Origin of the sequence: Streptomyces lushanensis (assembly GCF_001700515.1) — a bacterium.
In the GTDB taxonomy this organism is placed as follows: Bacteria; Actinomycetota; Actinomycetes; order Streptomycetales; family Streptomycetaceae; genus Streptomyces; species Streptomyces lushanensis.
The window spans coordinates 16,265-32,209 of sequence record NZ_MAUD01000153.1; the positions used below are offsets into that span (position 1 = coordinate 16,265).

General features: G+C 69.0%; 13 protein-coding genes. 4 read left to right on the forward strand and 9 right to left on the reverse strand.

The genetic code is table 11. The features are described 5' to 3' along the window. Positions 1-14: 14 nt before the first annotated feature. On the reverse strand, positions 15-752 hold the full coding sequence (locus BFF77_RS14285) for a YoaK family protein (RefSeq protein ID WP_066948774.1): 738 nt from the start codon (positions 750-752) through the stop codon (positions 15-17). A 250-nt stretch (positions 753-1,002) separates the two neighbouring features. Here BFF77_RS14285 and BFF77_RS14290 point away from each other — a divergent pair, with 250 nt between their 5' ends. Beyond that, complete coding sequence (locus BFF77_RS14290; RefSeq protein WP_066948777.1) at positions 1,003-1,383, forward strand: YciI family protein; 381 nt, start codon at positions 1,003-1,005, stop codon at positions 1,381-1,383. Between the two features lie 111 nt (positions 1,384-1,494). Here BFF77_RS14290 and BFF77_RS14295 read toward each other — a convergent pair whose 3' ends face one another. Then, positions 1,495-2,106, reverse strand: coding sequence for a DoxX family protein (locus BFF77_RS14295; RefSeq protein ID WP_079125144.1), 612 nt, complete (start codon positions 2,104-2,106; stop codon positions 1,495-1,497). 344 nt (positions 2,107-2,450) lie between these two features. On the opposite strand from BFF77_RS14295, the gene poxB reads away from it, so the two are divergent. Then, positions 2,451-4,187 (forward strand): ubiquinone-dependent pyruvate dehydrogenase, encoded by a 1,737-nt coding sequence (gene poxB / locus BFF77_RS14300; RefSeq protein WP_066948816.1) that lies wholly within the window; start codon positions 2,451-2,453, stop codon positions 4,185-4,187. Positions 4,188-4,252: 65 nt separating this feature from the next. Here the strand turns inward: poxB and BFF77_RS14305 are convergent, their stop codons facing one another. From BFF77_RS14305 to BFF77_RS14320, 4 genes are all read right to left on the reverse strand, one after another. Further along, positions 4,253-5,266: an alpha/beta fold hydrolase gene (locus BFF77_RS14305; RefSeq protein WP_066948779.1), complete on the reverse strand. Its 1,014-nt coding sequence runs from the start codon at positions 5,264-5,266 to the stop codon at positions 4,253-4,255. Between the two features lie 10 nt (positions 5,267-5,276). Then, complete coding sequence (locus tag BFF77_RS35620) at positions 5,277-6,227, reverse strand: beta-propeller fold lactonase family protein (protein WP_066948782.1); 951 nt, start codon at positions 6,225-6,227, stop codon at positions 5,277-5,279. 279 nt (positions 6,228-6,506) lie between these two features. Continuing rightward, on the reverse strand, positions 6,507-7,541 hold the full coding sequence (locus tag BFF77_RS14315; protein ID WP_066948785.1) for a cupin domain-containing protein: 1,035 nt from the start codon (positions 7,539-7,541) through the stop codon (positions 6,507-6,509). 43 nt (positions 7,542-7,584) lie between these two features. Further along, on the reverse strand, positions 7,585-8,559 hold the full coding sequence (locus BFF77_RS14320; protein WP_066948788.1) for a quinone oxidoreductase family protein: 975 nt from the start codon (positions 8,557-8,559) through the stop codon (positions 7,585-7,587). 508 nt (positions 8,560-9,067) lie between these two features. Between BFF77_RS14320 and BFF77_RS14325 the strand changes: the two genes are divergently transcribed. Next, the gene (locus tag BFF77_RS14325) at positions 9,068-9,895 is read left to right on the forward strand and encodes a glycoside hydrolase domain-containing protein (protein WP_066948790.1); all 828 of its coding nucleotides are present in this window, start codon (positions 9,068-9,070) and stop codon (positions 9,893-9,895) included. Positions 9,896-10,011: 116 nt separating this feature from the next. On the opposite strand, the gene BFF77_RS14330 is transcribed toward BFF77_RS14325, so the two are convergent. Further along, positions 10,012-10,446 (reverse strand): VOC family protein, encoded by a 435-nt coding sequence (locus BFF77_RS14330; RefSeq protein WP_079125146.1) that lies wholly within the window; start codon positions 10,444-10,446, stop codon positions 10,012-10,014. A 583-nt stretch (positions 10,447-11,029) separates the two neighbouring features. Here BFF77_RS14330 and BFF77_RS14335 point away from each other — a divergent pair. After that, the gene (locus BFF77_RS14335) at positions 11,030-12,538 is read left to right on the forward strand and encodes an FAD-binding oxidoreductase (protein WP_066948793.1); all 1,509 of its coding nucleotides are present in this window, start codon (positions 11,030-11,032) and stop codon (positions 12,536-12,538) included. Positions 12,539-12,671: 133 nt separating this feature from the next. On the opposite strand, the gene BFF77_RS14340 is transcribed toward BFF77_RS14335, so the two are convergent. Together BFF77_RS14340 and BFF77_RS14345 are read right to left on the reverse strand one after the other, a co-directional pair. Further along, positions 12,672-13,313 (reverse strand): helix-turn-helix transcriptional regulator, encoded by a 642-nt coding sequence (locus BFF77_RS14340; RefSeq protein ID WP_066948795.1) that lies wholly within the window; start codon positions 13,311-13,313, stop codon positions 12,672-12,674. Between the two features lie 299 nt (positions 13,314-13,612). Beyond that, the coding region (locus tag BFF77_RS14345; protein ID WP_141698440.1) for a LuxR C-terminal-related transcriptional regulator at positions 13,613-15,945 on the reverse strand (2,333 nt) is incomplete at its 5' end.

Here is a 15,945-nt window from a genome sequence, read left to right on the forward strand (position 1 = left end):
GGCCGACACCGCGTTCACGACTGCGGCCTGATCCAGGCGGCGTCGGAGGCCGAGAGGCGATGGACGGTCGCGGAGGTCACCGCGAGCAGCACCAGCCCGAGGCCCAGGGCGAGGACGAGCTCGCCGTGGAGCACGAGTTCGGCACTGGCGAGGGCTCCGAGGAACATGGCCAGGACGGACAGGATCCGCCGGCCCGGCCGGGGTGCCGACCCGCCCGCCGGGGCGGAGTCCGCGGCCAGTCCCGTCAAGGTGAAGGTGAGGACCGTCGTGGTCAGATCGGGGACGCCGAGGCGCCGGGTGACCGCGTTCTGCAGTCCCATCGCGAAGGCGAGGAGCACGATCACGGTGTACTGGACCGCGGTGGTCACCCGGCCATGGGTCAGCGCCGTCATGACGACAGCCACGGCGACGAGTGCGGTCTGCGCGGCCGTGGCCGCGGCCAGCAGCCGCCCGCGGTGTGCCGCGAACCGGGTGACGATCCGTCCTCCCGCCAGCGCGCCGACCAGAAACGCAGCCATCGCGACGACGGAGGCGACCACGGAGTGGCCCTTGGCTCCCGCCAGGGCGAATCCGAGGAAGACCACGTTGCCGGTCATATTCGCGACGAAGACCTTCCCGAGCGCCAGATAGCTCACGGCGTCCACGAGACCGGTCACCGCGGTCAGCGCCAGCATGAGGGGTGGCAGCGGGCCGTGCCGGTCCCCCTTGGGCGGGACGAGGGTGTGGAGCGCGTCGGTCAGCAGTTTGTGCATGGGGGGTCCTCCTGAGGCACCGGTACAGCGCCGACACCAACACCGACACCAATCCTCCGAAATGGGACACAAGCCCGTCGGGCGTGGCAGACTCCACCAGCAACGGAGCTCCGGTAGCGGTGAGTTGATGTGATGAGAGCCGTTGTCCTACCGGAGCCCTGTCGCTCCGGCACGCTGCCCGTCACCACGCCCCGCACCCGGACTCCGCTTCTGAAATGACCGTAGGCCGCCGGCCAGAAGGAGCAGCCAGATGTCCACGACGGACGAGACCGTAGACCAACTCCTCGCTCCCATGACCAGGAAGCGGCTGTTCGTGGCGATCAACCGCAAGGCCGCACCGGACGCCGACATCGCGCCCTACGTCGCGGACCACCTCCGGTACATGGTCGAGCTGGAGAGGCGCGGGCTCCTCTGGGCGTCAGGCCCGTTCGTCGAACCAGGTGTGCGGGTCGGCGACGGACTCACCATCGTGAACAGCGACAGCATCGACGAGGCCCGCGAACTGCTCATGGACGAACCGCTGTGTCACCGGGGACTGCGTACCTTCGAAGGCCCGTTTCCCTGGGAGCTGCGCGAGGGCCACATCCCGATCGCGCTCGACGCCTCCAGCTCCTCCTTCCGCCTGCGTTGACCACCACATCGGCCAGGGCGACGACGGCCCGGTACACCCCCTGACCGTGTCAGCGCGTCGCTGTCAGCCCATTGCCGCCGTCACTTTGCCGCCATCACTTCTCGCTGCCTCTCATACGGCGGACTCGTCCCGCGACAGCACACGCCGCGTGGCCAGGCCCCCGAGTACTCCGGCCGCGCAGCCGGCGATGCCGGCGGACGCGGGCCAGTCGATGCCGGCCAGTTCGTCCAGCGACCAGGTGCCCGGCCCGGTGAGCCCGATGGCCGCCATGGACAGGATCAGGACCAACGGGTACTCGTATCCGTCGTTCTGTACCCACAGCCCGTGCGGGACCTTCACCGTGGCCGCGACGGTCATGACGCCGGCGACGGCCGCCACCGCGAGCGGTGTCAGAAAGCCGGCCGCGAGCAGCAGACCCCCGCCCGCCTGGCTGGTACCGGCCGCCACCGCGGTGAGCCGGCCACCGCGAAACCCGTCGAGCCGGAACTCCTCGGCACCGGCCGCCAGGCCGCCTCCGCCCAGCCGGTGTGTTGTCTTCTGCACGCCGTGGGCGGCGACCAGCCCTCCGATGACAACGCGGAGCGTGCACAGGCCGGCATCGGTACAGCGGATGCCCCGGCCGGCGGTGGCTCCCGCCGCGCGCGGGGAACGTTGTCTGCCGGTGAGGCCGGTGAGGCCGGTGAGGCCGGTGAGGCCGGTGAGACGTGGATACCGATACCGCATGGTCACTTCTTTTCTCGCGCCGCAGCACGGCCGGCACCGCGATGTGTCCGCTGCCCCTTGGTGATTTCAGTACAACTCCCACCCGTCCCGTACGCAAGCCGCGGGCCGTCCGGGCCAACGGACCGGGCCGTGTCTTCGGCGGTTCGCGGTGGTGGGCCGGTACCCGTGTCCGCACAACGGGCGTTGCGGCGAACGGCAAACGCCGAGTGGCGGCGGAGAGGGACCTTTGTAGGCTTTTCACTGTCGCGTAACGGGTGAAGTCGGCCCTCGCGTTCGGGGCGAAGCCGGCAGCGGCGTTCGCGCCCTCCTCAACCTCCGGGAACCTCCAGTCCAAAGGGGAACTGATGGCCCTCACAGTCGCGGATGCCATGGTCTCCACGCTCAAGGCCTCCGGTGTGCGGCGGATCTACGGTCTGCCGGGAGACTCCCTCAACGGGTTCACCGACGCCCTGCGCCGCGACGGCGGCATCGCCTGGGCGCACGTGAGGCACGAGGAGGCCGCCGCGTTCGCCGCCTCCGCCGAGGCGGGCGTCACCGGCGGGCTCGCGGTCGCGGCCGGCAGCTGCGGCCCGGGAAACCTGCACCTCATCAACGGCATGTTCGACGCACAACGCAGCCGGGTGCCGGTGCTCGTCATCGCCGCGCACATCCCGCGCGTGGAGATCGGCGGGGGCTACTTCCAGGAGACACACCCGCAGGAGCTGTTCCGCGAGTGCAGTGTGTATTGCGAGATGGCGAGTGTCCCCGAGCAGGTGCCGAGGCTGATGGAGATCGCCATGCGCACCGCCCTGGAGCGCGGTGGTGTCGCGGTGGTGGTCATCCCCGGCGAACTGTTCCTCGACCGCGCCGTCTCCTGGCCGGGACCCCGCCCGGTGTTCAGGTCGGCCTCACTCGTCCGGCCGGACGACCGTTCGCTCGCGCGGGCGGCTCGCATCCTCAACACCGCGGAACGAGTGACCATCCTGGGCGGGGCGGGCTGCGCGGGCGCCCACGACGAGGCGGTGGCCCTGGCCGCGGCGCTGAAGGCACCGATGGTCCATTCACTGCGCGGCAAGGACTTCCTCGAATACGACAACCCCTACGACGTCGGCCTGACCGGGCTGATCGGCTACAGCTCCGGCTACCGGGCGATGGAGCACTGCGACGCGCTGCTGATGCTCGGCACCGACTTCCCCTATCGGTCCTTCTATCCCGAAAACGTTCCCGTCGTCCAGGTCGACGTACGCGGCGAGCAGATCGGCCGCCGCACACCGGTGGACGTCCCCCTGGTGGGCACCGTCAAGGACACCGCACAGGCGCTGCTGCCTCTGCTGGAGCGTCGGACGGACAACGGCTTCGTGGAGAAGGTGACGGGTCACTACCGGCGGGTGCGGGCCCACCTGGACCGGCTGGCCGAGGCCGAACCGACCGGCTCCCCCATGCACCCGCAGTATGTCGCCGCCACGATCGACCGGCTGGCGGCGCGGGACACGGTCTTCACCGCCGACGTGGGCACTCCGACGGTGTGGGCGGCCCGCTATCTGCGCATGAACGGCGAGCGGCGGCTCATCGGCTCTTTCAACCACGGCTCCATGGCCAACGCGCTGCCGCACGCCATCGGCGTCCAGGCCAGCCACCCAGGCCGCCAGGTGGTGGCACTGGCCGGGGACGGCGGCCTGGCCATGCTCCTGGGCGAGCTGATCACACTGCGCCAGCTCGATCTCCCGGTGAAGATCGTCGTCTTCGACAACTCGGCGCTGTCCTTCGTCGAACTGGAGATGACAGCCGCGGGCATCACCACCTACGGCACCGATCTGGAGAACCCCGACTTCAGCGCCCAGGCCCGGGCCGTCGGCCTGTTCGCGGCGCGCGTGGAGCGCGCCGACGGACTGGAGGAGGCCCTGCGCGCGGCCTTCGCCCACGCCGGACCGGCGCTGATCGACGCCCGTACCGAACGACACGAGCTGTCGATGCCCCCGAAAATCACCCTTGAGCAGCTGCGAGGCTTCACCCTGTTCGCCACTCGCACCGTACTCTCCGGCCGAGGGGACGAGATCCTCGAACTCACCAGGACCAACCTGCGCCAACTCGACATCGAGTAGGCCGACGTCGAGCGCCGAGGTCGAGCAGGAGCGGGCAGGTGCGGCAGGGCGGAGCGATCCCAGCATCAACCCGCGGTCCAACCCGCGGTCTTCGCGAGCAGTTCGGCAAGATGGTCGCACCAGATCTCGGCGACGTGGAGCGTTTGGTGCCCTCGCGATTTCGGGCCGGCCGGAAGCGTGACGCCTTGTCCGTGACCCACCCTGGCCATGGCCCGCTCAAGACCTCCGAGTTCAACCGGATTGAGCCCGTCGTCCTCGAAGTTGACCGCCAGGAGCGGTGCTCGTATGGCATCGAGTTCGGGCGCCGGGTCGTAGTCCCGGGACGCGTCGAACTCCCAGACCACGTCGTTGGCGTCCTCGCCGTCCAACGCCTGCTCCTCGGTTCGACCGACCTGTGCGTCGGCCGCGTCGACGGAGTGCAGATCGGACGCCATCTGCCGGGGGCTTCCGGCCATGAGCTGGAACAGGGCCATCGCGTGACCGAGTCCCGCGGGCTGTTCGGTGTAGTGACCGTCCGCGTATCCGGGATCGGACTCGATCAGATGGATGAGCATCCTTCGCCACAGCAGGTTCCGCCCGATGATGCGCTCGGGGAGGCTGGCCACCGTCATCAGCGCCTGCGTCATGCCGGGATGCCGCTCACCCCACATCCACGTCTGCATCCCGCCCATCGAGGTGCCGAGCAGCAGCCGCAGCCGCTCGATGCCCAGTCCCCGCACCAGCAACCGGTATTGCCCCTCGACGATGTCGCCGTAGCCGTAGCGCGGGAAGTCCGGTCCCAGTCCGCCGCTGGGCCGGCTGGATCTCCCGTGACCGATGGCGTCCGGCATGATCACGAAGAACGTGCCCACATCGAGGGGCTGGTGGTTCCCGAACAGAAAGTCGCCGATCGACGGTTGCAGGAACTGTTCGCCGGAACCGGTGGTGCCGTGCAGGAGCATCACGGCGTTGTCGGCATCCGCGTTCAAGGACCCGAGTGTGTGATACGCCAGGGTCACATCGAGCCGGTGTCCGTCATCGAATCGAAAGTCGCCGATGGTCCGCGAGCCCGGCTCGGCTCTGCTTTTCCAGTCCGTCATGGCAGGACCTCTAGAAGAACGAGAGGGTCTCGATGCCGACACCCGCCTGTACGGTGCGCCGGACCTCACCGCGTTCGAGGTTGCACACGGCCAGTGAGCCCTCGTTGTGATTCGCGATGAGCACCGTTTCGCCGTCCTCGTGGAAGGCCATGTCCATGGGGCCCTGACCGAGGTGCAGAAGCGTCTGCGACTTGAGACCCTCGGAGAAGACCGTGGCCACCGGCGTCTCGAAGTTCGTGACCACGAGGTACCTGCCGTCGGGGCTGTAGCACGCGATCTGGGCGGCCTTCTCATGGCCGTCGAGTGCGATCGTCGAACGGATCTCGTCCGAGGCCGTGTCGACGACGAAGATCTGGGGCTGCTGCGCGTCGACGAGGACGACCGTCTCCCCGTCGGGTGACATCCCGATTCCCGTGAGGCCGTTCGGCGTGGGGATCTTCTTGACCACACGCCTGGTGGCCAGATCGACGACCGAGGCGAACGTGTCCTCCTCGTTCTCGGTGTAGAGCTTGCTGTTGTCCGGCAGAACCTCGATACGGTGCGCCTTGTTGGAGCCCACTTCGGTCACATTCTCGATCGTGCCGTCCTCGGGGTCCAACTCCAGCATCACGCCGCTGTTCTCGCACACGCAGTACAGCTTTCCGTGCGCGCCCCAGCGCAGGCCGTGCGGGGCGAGATACGGATCTATGCTGAAGTCGCCGACGTGCCGCCGTTCCTCCAGGTCGAACCGCGCGATCAGGTGGCCCGGATGGGCATTGCCGCCATGTATGCCGTCGCCGTAGATGGGGACATACGCGAAACGGTGATCGGGCGAGACGAGAAGCTCGTGCACCCTCGGTGCGAAGCCATCGAGGGCCAACTCCGTTTCGTATGTCTCCGGGTCAAGGAACAGAACGCGATTTCCCACCTTGTCGACCGCGACGAGACCATTGCTGCCTGTCACAAAGTTGGCGTCCGTCATCACTTCGTCCTTCCGATCGCATGGACACATCGGCTGGGGGAGCGGACCATGCTCACCGTGGTGTACGCCTGGTTGTTGCCGGACGCAGTCGTGGTCAGCGGCGACTTCGACGCCCTGCGGCTCGAAGGCCTCTTCGCGATTTCAGAGCCGCGATTCCTGACCCAATTCCAGGGTACTGCCGGTGCCGATACCTGTCTCGCAGTCGGGAGCGGTGACCGGGCGGGTACGTACAGCCGCTTCACAGCCCGGAGACGCACGGCGCCGTACCGCGGAAAGTCCCTAGGCCGACGGCCCCTCGTCGGTGTCGACGTCGATGCCGAACTTCCTCCCGACCACCGCCAGCCGGTTCAGGTCTCCGAGCGGGTCGCCGCCCGGCCCGGGGAGCGGACGGCACGCGCAGCGGTAGTACTCCTCCATCCCGCCGGGCACCGTCAGGTTGAACAGCCTGACGATCTGATCGGTGCGGTTCCGCACCCGGTGGTGCATCCCCCAGGGCACGATCAGGAGCGTTCCGGCGGAGGCCTCGTAGGTGTCTCCGTCGACCAGCGCGGTGGCGGTTCCCTCCATGACGTAGAAGGCCTCCTCATGGCGGGCGTGACGGTGGGCGGGCATTCCGCCGCCCGGTTCGAGCGTGATCTCGACGGCTGTGTAGCCGACCGCGGTCGCGAGGCCCGCCGCCTTGATGTTGTACGTCGCTCCGGCGGCGTACCAGCGCTCACCCTCGTCCGCGAGCACGAGCGTAGGACCTCGTCCCGCACCGCTCTGAAGGAGTCCCTCGGACGGATTGGAGCCGCTTTCCAAGTACGTGACTCCGTAGCGCGGGCTCCGCGCGTTGATCTCCTGGATCGGCAGCGTTCCATGCTCCCTCGGAGGCTCGCTGCCCGGCGCGCCCATCTCCAGGAAGAAGCCCTCGTTACCGCCCGGCGTGGTGAAGGTGAGGAGTTCCGCGCGGTCGTCCCCGACATTGCGCCATTCATGCGGGACGCCGCGCGGCGCCGCGAAGAACGCGCCGTCGCCGACCGTGGTGTGCAGTCCCCCCGCCTTCAACTCGAGTTTCCCGCGCAGCAGGAAGAAGCCCTCCTCCTCACGGGAGTGGACATGCCGGGGAGGACCGGTACCGGCCGGTGGACAGTCGACCCAGAAAGCGTATTCGCCCCCCGTGTCCTCGCTGACGGCGCCAAAGGTGATCCGGTCGTCGCCCATCCACCAGATCGAGATGCCTTCGCCCGGCCTCACCAGTTTGCCGCGCCGGAGCAGGGGCTCGTCCTGCTCGACAATGCTCTTCGGATTCCGAGATGCTCTGGCAATGGCCATTGCTCAGCCTTTCCGTGATTCTTTGTCAAACGATGCGTGGTGTTCAGGGGCAGATCACCACTCGGCCTCGTATCCCCTTCCCGACCGCGAAATAGGCGGCCATGCCGTTGTCCAGGCTGTACCGATCCGTAATGGAGGGAGGGCGGAATTGCCCGGACTCGAAGTACGGCGCGAGCGAGTCGAGCCGTGCGCCGGATGCGGTGACATCGAGGCTGAGGCTGTTGCAGCCCAGGATCCGGGTGTCGTTGTGATAGAGGTCGACAAGGTCGATCTCCACTGTCCGTGTGCCGACCGCACTTATCACCACGAGCCGGCCGCCATGAGCGAGCGAGGCCAGGGCTGCCTGCGTCGTGACGCCACCGACGGCGTCGTAGACCACGTCCGCCCCCCTGCCGGCGGTGAGCCGCTTGACCTGGGCCCCGATGTCCTGCGGGCCGCCCTCGAAGGTGATGAACTCCTCGATGACCGAGGCGGCCGGGGTGCCGTCGGCAGGCTGTGTCCGGTCCACACCGATCACACGGGCGCCGAGGGCCCGGGCGATCTGGGCGACAGCGCCCCCCACACCGCCCGAAACACCGAACACGGCGATGTTCTCGCCCGTGGTCAGCTGTGCGGCCTCGACCGCGCCGAGCCGGCCGACGACGAAGTTGACCCCGACGGTCGAGGCCTCCTCGAAGCTCAGCCGCTCGGGCTTGCGGGCCAGCCCCGCCGCGGGACCGGCGAGCAGCTCCGCGTGCGAGCCGTCGCGTGTGAGGCCGAGATCCCCGCCGGTGCCCCAGACCTCCGCACCGATCCAGTCGTGCGGTCCGTCCACGACGACCCCGGAGAAGTCGCGGCCGGGGACACGGGGAAGGGTCGTCTCCTCCATGTGGCCCGCGACGTTCTTCAGATCCGAGGGATTCACCGAGGCGGCCTTGACGGCGATGACAGCGTTACCGTGCCGCGCCACCGGGTCGGGCAGGTCGGCCAGGTGCAGGACATGGGGATCGCCGAAGCGGTCGAATCGCAAGGCACGCATGAGAAGGCCGCCTTTTCCGAGCTTGCGGGAGGAGGTCCACCGAGGTTCTCGTTATGGTTCCTCCCGTCCTGGCGCTCCGGGCTCCGTCCGGCTTCTCTCTTCACTGTCACAGACGTGGAAAGACATGTCCAAGTCTTCCCGCCGGTGAGATCACGCGGAACCGCACCCTGATCATGGGCAGCCCGTCCCGGGGGAGCCGGCCGATCCAGCTCCTGCCGGTGTGTCCGCCGTGACGGGTGACCTGCCTGCCGTCCCGGTCGTCGGTGAGAGCCTCCTGGTCGAAGCCTGCCGTCGCGGGGTGATCGACATGAAACAGCGTCCCTCGCCCTGCGGGTATCGGCCCATGCCGGAAGTGACACCGGGGCGGGGTGCGTGACATGCGCGGAGCGGTGTTACCGTGCCGCTTTGTGCGGCGGTGAGTGGTGCGTTCGGTGCCTCGATGCCGTCCTCATGCCCTGCTGGTGTGTCGGCCGTGGTCAGGGTTCTTGGAATTCAGAATGGGGTGGGAATGTCCAAACACCGGCTGTCCAGAAGGGCCCGTCATGTCGCCTGGGCGGTGGCGGGTGTCGCTGTCGTCGGGGGTGCCGGAATCGCGGCGCAGACGTCGATGGCCGCCGCCGCGCTGCCCGCTCAGAAGACGTACACGGGGCGGGCGTTCGACGCCTGTACGGCGCCTTCGCTGGCAGCCATGAAGGCCTGGCGCGGAGGGCTGTACGGCGCCGTCGCGGTCTACATCGGGGGAAAGAACCGCGGTTGCGCGCAGCCGAACCTGACGGCCTCCTGGGCGAAGTCGGTCAACGCCTCCGGCTGGAAGCTCATCCCGCTCTACGTGGGCGCCCAGCCGCCCTGCCAGACGAGCAAAAACCCGGAGAGGTTCACTGCCGCCACCGCGGCATCCCTCGGCGCGGGCAACGCCAACGACGCGGTCGCCAAGGCATCGGCGCTCGGCATGAAGGCCGGCAGCCCGGTCTACCTGGACATGGAGCCGTACGACATCGCCGACAAGGCGTGCAACGACGCGGTCCTGACCTACGTGCGCTCCTTCACCAGGACACTGCGCGCCAAGAACTACCGCGCCGGTTTCTACGGTTTCAGCAGCTCCAGCGCCAAGGCGATCGCCACCGCCACGAACAAGACCGACCTGCCGGGCAACCTGTGGTACGCCCTGTGGGACAAGAACAACACCACGACCGCCGACTGGCCGTGGGACCCCGCACAGTTCACCAACCACAGCCGCGGCCACCAGTACATGGTCAACAGCAAGGAGACACGCGGCGGTTACACCATCACCGTCGACCGCAACGCGTGGGACGCCCCGGTCGCGATCATCGGCTGAGAGCGACGCAACCCGGCGAGGGCGCCTTGGAGCCGCCGGGCAGGGCGCCCGCCCCCGCGACCGGGGCGAAGCCGGCCCGCACCTGATGTCCCGCGGTACCCGTCGGTTCGCCGTCGTCAATGAGGGGCTGGGACCGCCGGCATCGCCGGCTCGGACAGCTGTGCCACGATGATCACGTTCCCGTACAGGTCGGCCAGGTGCAGCGACCGGCTGTCCTCGTCCTCCCGTTCATTCCATGTCCGCACCCCGTGTTCGCGCAGGTGCTCGCGGACCGCGTCCAGGTCCGCGGTGTACAGAACGAGCAGAGGCTGATCGCCGCACTGCCGGCCGATCAGCCCACGTTCACGCTCGCCGGTGGCGGTCATGAGCCAGAGGCCGACCGCCTCCTGGCCCGGCACACCGACGTGCACATAGCGATACCCGTCCGCCGTCCGGTCGTGCAGGACACGGAAACCGAGAACGCCCTGGTAGAAAGCCAGGGCCGCATCGGGGTCGCCGACAAGCACCACCACACGGCCCAGCCCCGAGAACAGAGTTGTGGAAGAAGTCATGATCGGCACACCTTAGCCCGGGCCACTCACCTACGGGTCCGGGAAGCAAAAAACGCCGGCTGAGATGATCTCGACCAGCACTCTTCGGCAATCCGTGGGCTGCCGATCGGTGTCCGAGGTGAGACACGAACCATTCCCCCGTGTTTACGCTGGTCAGCGACTTGGAGCCGGATCCGCCCGCGGTATCGGGCGGTGATTTCCAGGACCTGCCGTCCGACGTCACGCCCTTCGGAGAGCCGGTGGGCGAGGTACTTCGCCCAGGCCGGTCAAGGTCTGGCCAGGTCGGCGCCTGCGAGGGCGAGCCGACTGTATCCACGGGGAATCCGCATTCACGGGGGATCTGCTCGAACCGCGTCGGCTGTCTCCGGCGGAAATCCGGGCGCCAGGTCGGAACGGGACGGGGGGCGGCTTGCGCGGGGTCCCCGCCGTCCTCCTGCCGCCGCGAGCAGGATGTTGCGCACTCAAGGCCGTCTTCGTGTGTGTCGGGACAGCCCCCGACAGCCGCTCTTGCTACTGTCCGCTTCGCGCAAATCGCCCATAAAGGGGTGATTCAAATCAGGTGGCAGTCGAGAGGACACGGACCATGAACGGCTTTTCTCGTCGCGGAGTGCTCAAGGCGACGGCGGTCGCCGGCGCCGGCGCGGTCGTCGTCTCGGGTGTCGAGCCCGCCGAAGTCTCGGCCGCGAGCGCTGTGAATGCCGGGGCCGAGGGTGCCGGGGCCGGGGGTGAGACGTGTGCGCCGGCGAGACTGACCGGGCGTATCGTCCGCCCGAACGATCCGAACTACGCGGACGCCAGCCAGGGCTGGGACGAGTTGTTCGTGCACTATCCGCTGGTCATCGTCTTCGCCCGGAACACCGAGGACGTCGTCAACGCCCTCACGTGGGCGCGGCAGCACAACGTCGCGCTGCGGGTGCGCAGTGGCCGCCACAGCCTCGAGGGCTGGTCGAATGTCGACAACGGCATCGTGATCGACATCAGTGAGCTGAAGTCGGCGCACATCGACACCCAGGCCCGTACGGCCACCGTGGGCGCCGGGCTCAACCAGTTGGAAGCGGTGACGACGCTCGCGAAGAAGAACTTCGCGGTGACGACAGGCACGGAGGGCAGTGTGGGCCTCGCCGGTGCCACCCTCGGCGGCGGCCTGGGTTTCCTCACCCGCTACCTCGGCATGGCCTGCGACAGCCTGATCGGCGCCGAGGTCGTGGTACCGGACGGCGCCGCGTGTGCCAAGGTGATCAGGGCGGAGCTGGATCACAACTCCGACCTGCTGTGGGCACTTCGCGGCGCGGGCAACGGCAACTTCGGGATCGTCACCTCGCTCACCTACAAGGTGGCCCCGCTCAAGAGCGTCACCTATCTTCAGGCGGCGTGGGACGGGCTCGGAGACCTGCACCGGGTGTTCGACGCCTGGCAGCGTACGGCCCCGGTCACCGACAACCGCATGGGTACCCAGCTGGAGATCCACCCGAACCAGATCCTGCTGTTCGCGGTCCTGGCGGAGGGAACGCCCGCGGAGGCGAAGAAGCTGCTGGCGCCGATCCTCTCGGTCGGCCGTCCCAAGATCACCGCGCAGGTCGGCAACTGGGGCGATGTGTACACGAGTTTCCAGGTCCCGACCGAGGACGAGCCTGCGAACTGGAAGTTCTTCTCCCAGTTCACGAAGAAGCCGTTCCCGGACGAGGCGATCAGCGTGATCGCGTCGTTCATGCGGGACGCGCCGACGGACGACAGCAACTTCTTCACCCAGGCGTTCGGCGGTGCGGTCAGGAAGGCTCCGCGTGGCGGCACGTCGTTCCCGCACCGCGACGCGCTGTTCTACTCCGAGCCTGGCGCGGGCTGGGGCAAGCGCGGTGTGCCGGGCAGCGGCGACGAACTGACCACGCGGGCCCAGGCGTGGATCGCGGAGTTCAGCCAGGCGCTGCGGCCCTACGTACACGGTGCTTACGTCAATGTCCCCAACATCGGCATGCAGGACTGGGAAACCGCCTACTGGGACGGCAACTTCGACCGCCTGCGCCAGATCAAGCAGAAGTACGACCCGCGCAACGTCTTCCAGTACGAGCAGAGCATCCCGCCGGCCTCCTGCTGAATGGACACGACGAGGCCCCCTCCCGTCCGGTGAGGGGGCCTCGTCGTGTCCAGCCGCCGCGTGCGGGCCATCGGGGCAGGTGGCGCGGGGCAGGGGCGCGCGCTTCGGGGCGTGGCGGGTACGGGGCAGACGGTCAGATGAGGCCGGCGCGTATGGCGTAGGAGACCGCATGGGCGCGGTTGCGCAGCCGCAAGCGCTTCATCAGTCCGTAGAGGATGTACTTGACGGTGCGCTCGGAGTAGGAGAGCTTCGTCGCGATCTCGTAGAGCTCTTCGCCCTCGGCGACCAGACGCAGCACGTCCACCTCGCGCCGGCTGACTCCGGATGCCGTCAGGCCCCGTGGAGCGAGGACCTCCCGCTGGGTCCACCGGACTTGTTCCATCAGGGTTCCCTGGAGGGTGGGCGGGAGGCTCCCGCCGCCGTCCGCGATGGTGAGCAGTGTCTGGATGAAGGTCGCCGGGCTGAAGGAGTCGCGCCACAGCACGGCGCGGACTCCGCGGTCGACCGCGGCCGAGACATCGGCCTGCCATTCCTTTCCCACCACCATGGCGAAGCGTACGTCGGGCTTGTCGCACAGGGTGCCCAGCAGGTCCAGGGCGGAGGCGTCGGCGATGTCCACGGCGACCACGATGACGTCGGCCTCCTGGGCCCTGCCCGGTGGGACCTCGCAGGTGCGACGGTCGTTGCGCAGGTAGCTGACCAGCCCGGCGCCGACGACGATGTCGGGCGAGTGAAGCGCCACGCGCACGGTGTCCGCGAGTACCTGTTGAGGCATGTGCCCTCTCCGTCCGGGGCTCAAGTGGTCCACGAGCTTCGGGAGGCCGATGCTGCCATGTGTGATCGCGCTGATCCGCTCCCCTGGACCCTCGTCCGCTAAGCACAGGGAAATCTGTCACCAGCGGCCCTGGGCCGGGTGCCGGGCATGGGGGTACGGGGCTTGTGCGGCCCGTCCCGTCGTCCGCCTTGGCAGGGGCGTCGGCGGCGCCGTACAGGGAGGGCCGAAGCTGAGGCCGGGGGCCCGGCACCTGCGGCCCGTCCCGCGGCTCCGCGGGGCCGCCACCCGTCATTCACGTGTCATTCCTGGTCATTCGCGGTCAGCGGCCCGCCGGCGAGCACGGCGGTCACGACCTCGGTGCGGGATCGGATACCCGTACGTGCGAACAACCGGGACAGGCGGTTGGCGACCGCGTCCTCACTGAGTCGCAGTACGGCGGCGATCCGGCGGTTGGTAAGGCCCTCGGCGAGCAGGGTGGCCAGCAGCTGCTCGTTCTCTGCAGTGGCCTGCTTGCGACCGGGTACGACCAGCCCGGTCTCACGCATCGCCGCCCTGGCGTGGAAGCGCCACAGTGTGGCACCGGTCTCGCCGAACAGTTCGTACGCCTCGTGCAGCAGTGTCGCCGAGCCCGCGTCTGCACGTGCGGCGGCCGTGAGCGTCACCGCCGTTTCAAACATCTGGCCGCGTTCGCGGGCCAGTTCGACCGCTTCGAGCAGATGTCGGCGGGCGTCCGCGGGACCGGGCCGCAGGACCCGGACGTAGGTCAGCAGGTACAGCAGCCGTGTCCGTCCGCTGTCCATCCCCTTGGCCAGCCGCTCAAGAGGCTCCAGGCAGGCCACCGCCCGACCGGTGTGTCCCGCTTCCATGAGCACCTCGGCGAGGGAGGCCCACAGCTCATCGGTGCCGTAGACGGATCCGCGGGCATCCGCCGTGCTCAGCCCGCGTCTCAGTATCTCCTCGGCTCGGCCGAGGTCGCCGACGGTCCGGCGCACCTCGGCGTCGATGTGATCCAGGACGTGTTCGAGAGGCCCGTCCGCTTCGAGATGTCCGTCCGCCTGCCCGCGCGCGCTGCTGATCAGGCGGCCGGCGCTGGTGGTGCGACCCCTCGCGAGGAGGACGGCCGCCGTTCGCGCGGGGACCAGATGGTGTCCGGGGACCACGTTCAGCACCCCACCGTCGACCAGGAGCCGACGGGCCAGCGCGAGCGCCTCGTCCCACCGGCCCTCAAGGTGCTTCAAGAGGAACTGGCTGCAGGCGGGAAGCAGTTCCGGTGCCTGCCCTCGGGCGGCCAGCAGGGCCGTCGCCCGCCGCAGGTCGCCGGTGCCGAGCAGCATGTCCAGCTGGGCGATGACGATCGCGAACATCTTGCTGCGCGACAGGTCCGGCAGGTCCGGTGTGGTCAGCGCGCGCGTGAACCGATGAGGTCGGCCCAGTACGAACTCCCCGACCTCGCTGAACAGTTCCAGCACCGCGCGGTTGCCAGGAGCCGCCTGCCATACCGGCTCGGTCTGCGAGAGCAGGGTCAGCGCCTCCCGCCACTTCTCCAACTGCCACAGTGCCTGGACACGGCCGGCCAGGGCGGCCACGGCGGGCAGCGGCAGTCCGTCCCACCAGGACGCGGTGCCCATCCGGGACAGGGCGGGCCAGTCCTTCTCGGCGCCGGCCGATGCCACCAGCAGGGTGGCCGCTTCGTGGAGAAACACCGGGTCCATGCCTTCGGCCGGGTTGGACATGATCGACTCGGCCGCTTCCCGGGCTGTCGGGTAGTCACCGCAGCCGTGGGCGGCCTGACCGCACCGCAGCACCGTCAGGTCACGGGCCAACGGATCCTCGATGAGGCGTACGGCCCCCAGGTACCACCGCAGCGCCCCCCGGCGGTCGAGGTCGGGATACAGCGCTCTCGCGGCCGCTGTCAGTTCCGCCACCGCCCGTTCGGGGTCGACCAGGATTCCGGCTTCGGCGATCCGGTCCGGCAGATAGGTCTCCGCGTCCGCCTCGCCGAGGATTGCGGCCGCCGGTGTGCCGTACGGCGTCCCGGTGGCCGGCGTACCCCCGTCCGCCCACAGTGCTCCCACTGCGGCGGCGGACAGGCGGCCGCGCTCCAGCGGCCCCAGCCGCTCCCGGACGGCGTCTGCCATCAGCGGTACGCGGAACGTCCAGCCGCGCGGCGAGGTGGCGTCCTGCCCGGACAGTTCGTCCAGGATGCCCTCGTCCACCAGACGGCGGATGCTGTCTCCGACAGCGGCGGCGGACAGCCCGGTCGATGCCGCGACCAGTGCCGCGGCCGTCCGGCCGAGCGGCCACAGGACGCTCAGCGCCGCGGCCACCGTCCAGCAGGGCTCGCCCAGCGACCGCAGGGCCAGGACGTACCTGTCGCCGTCCGGCAGCACCGGCACCGGTGTGCCGGCGCCCAGAAAGGCGTGCCCGTCGGCCACGCGTATCGCGTCCCGTCCCGACCATTCGACGAGCAGGGCGTCGACCGCTGCGGGGATCCCACGGGTCAGCCGGTGGACCCGTCCCGCCAGGCCGGCGTCGGGCACCGCCCGCAACCGCCGTGCCACCAGGGCTGTGACGTCCTCCAGGCCGAGGCGTGGCAGAACGACCGTGTGGGCCGCCCGGTCACGGGCCCACC

Coding starts and splice junctions, on each gene's coding strand:
- BFF77_RS14285 (WP_066948774.1), bottom strand. CDS start 752: ATGCACAAACTGCTGACCGACGCGCTCCACACCCTCGTCCCGCCCAAG.
- BFF77_RS14290 (WP_066948777.1), top strand. CDS start 1,003: ATGTCCACGACGGACGAGACCGTAGACCAACTCCTCGCTCCCATGACC.
- BFF77_RS14295 (WP_079125144.1), bottom strand. CDS start 2,106: ATGCGGTATCGGTATCCACGTCTCACCGGCCTCACCGGCCTCACCGGC.
- poxB (WP_066948816.1), top strand. CDS start 2,451: ATGGCCCTCACAGTCGCGGATGCCATGGTCTCCACGCTCAAGGCCTCC.
- BFF77_RS14305 (WP_066948779.1), bottom strand. CDS start 5,266: ATGACGGACTGGAAAAGCAGAGCCGAGCCGGGCTCGCGGACCATCGGC.
- BFF77_RS35620 (WP_066948782.1), bottom strand. CDS start 6,227: ATGACGGACGCCAACTTTGTGACAGGCAGCAATGGTCTCGTCGCGGTC.
- BFF77_RS14315 (WP_066948785.1), bottom strand. CDS start 7,541: ATGGCCATTGCCAGAGCATCTCGGAATCCGAAGAGCATTGTCGAGCAG.
- BFF77_RS14320 (WP_066948788.1), bottom strand. CDS start 8,559: ATGCGTGCCTTGCGATTCGACCGCTTCGGCGATCCCCATGTCCTGCAC.
- BFF77_RS14325 (WP_066948790.1), top strand. CDS start 9,068: ATGTCCAAACACCGGCTGTCCAGAAGGGCCCGTCATGTCGCCTGGGCG.
- BFF77_RS14330 (WP_079125146.1), bottom strand. CDS start 10,446: ATGACTTCTTCCACAACTCTGTTCTCGGGGCTGGGCCGTGTGGTGGTG.
- BFF77_RS14335 (WP_066948793.1), top strand. CDS start 11,030: ATGAACGGCTTTTCTCGTCGCGGAGTGCTCAAGGCGACGGCGGTCGCC.
- BFF77_RS14340 (WP_066948795.1), bottom strand. CDS start 13,313: ATGCCTCAACAGGTACTCGCGGACACCGTGCGCGTGGCGCTTCACTCG.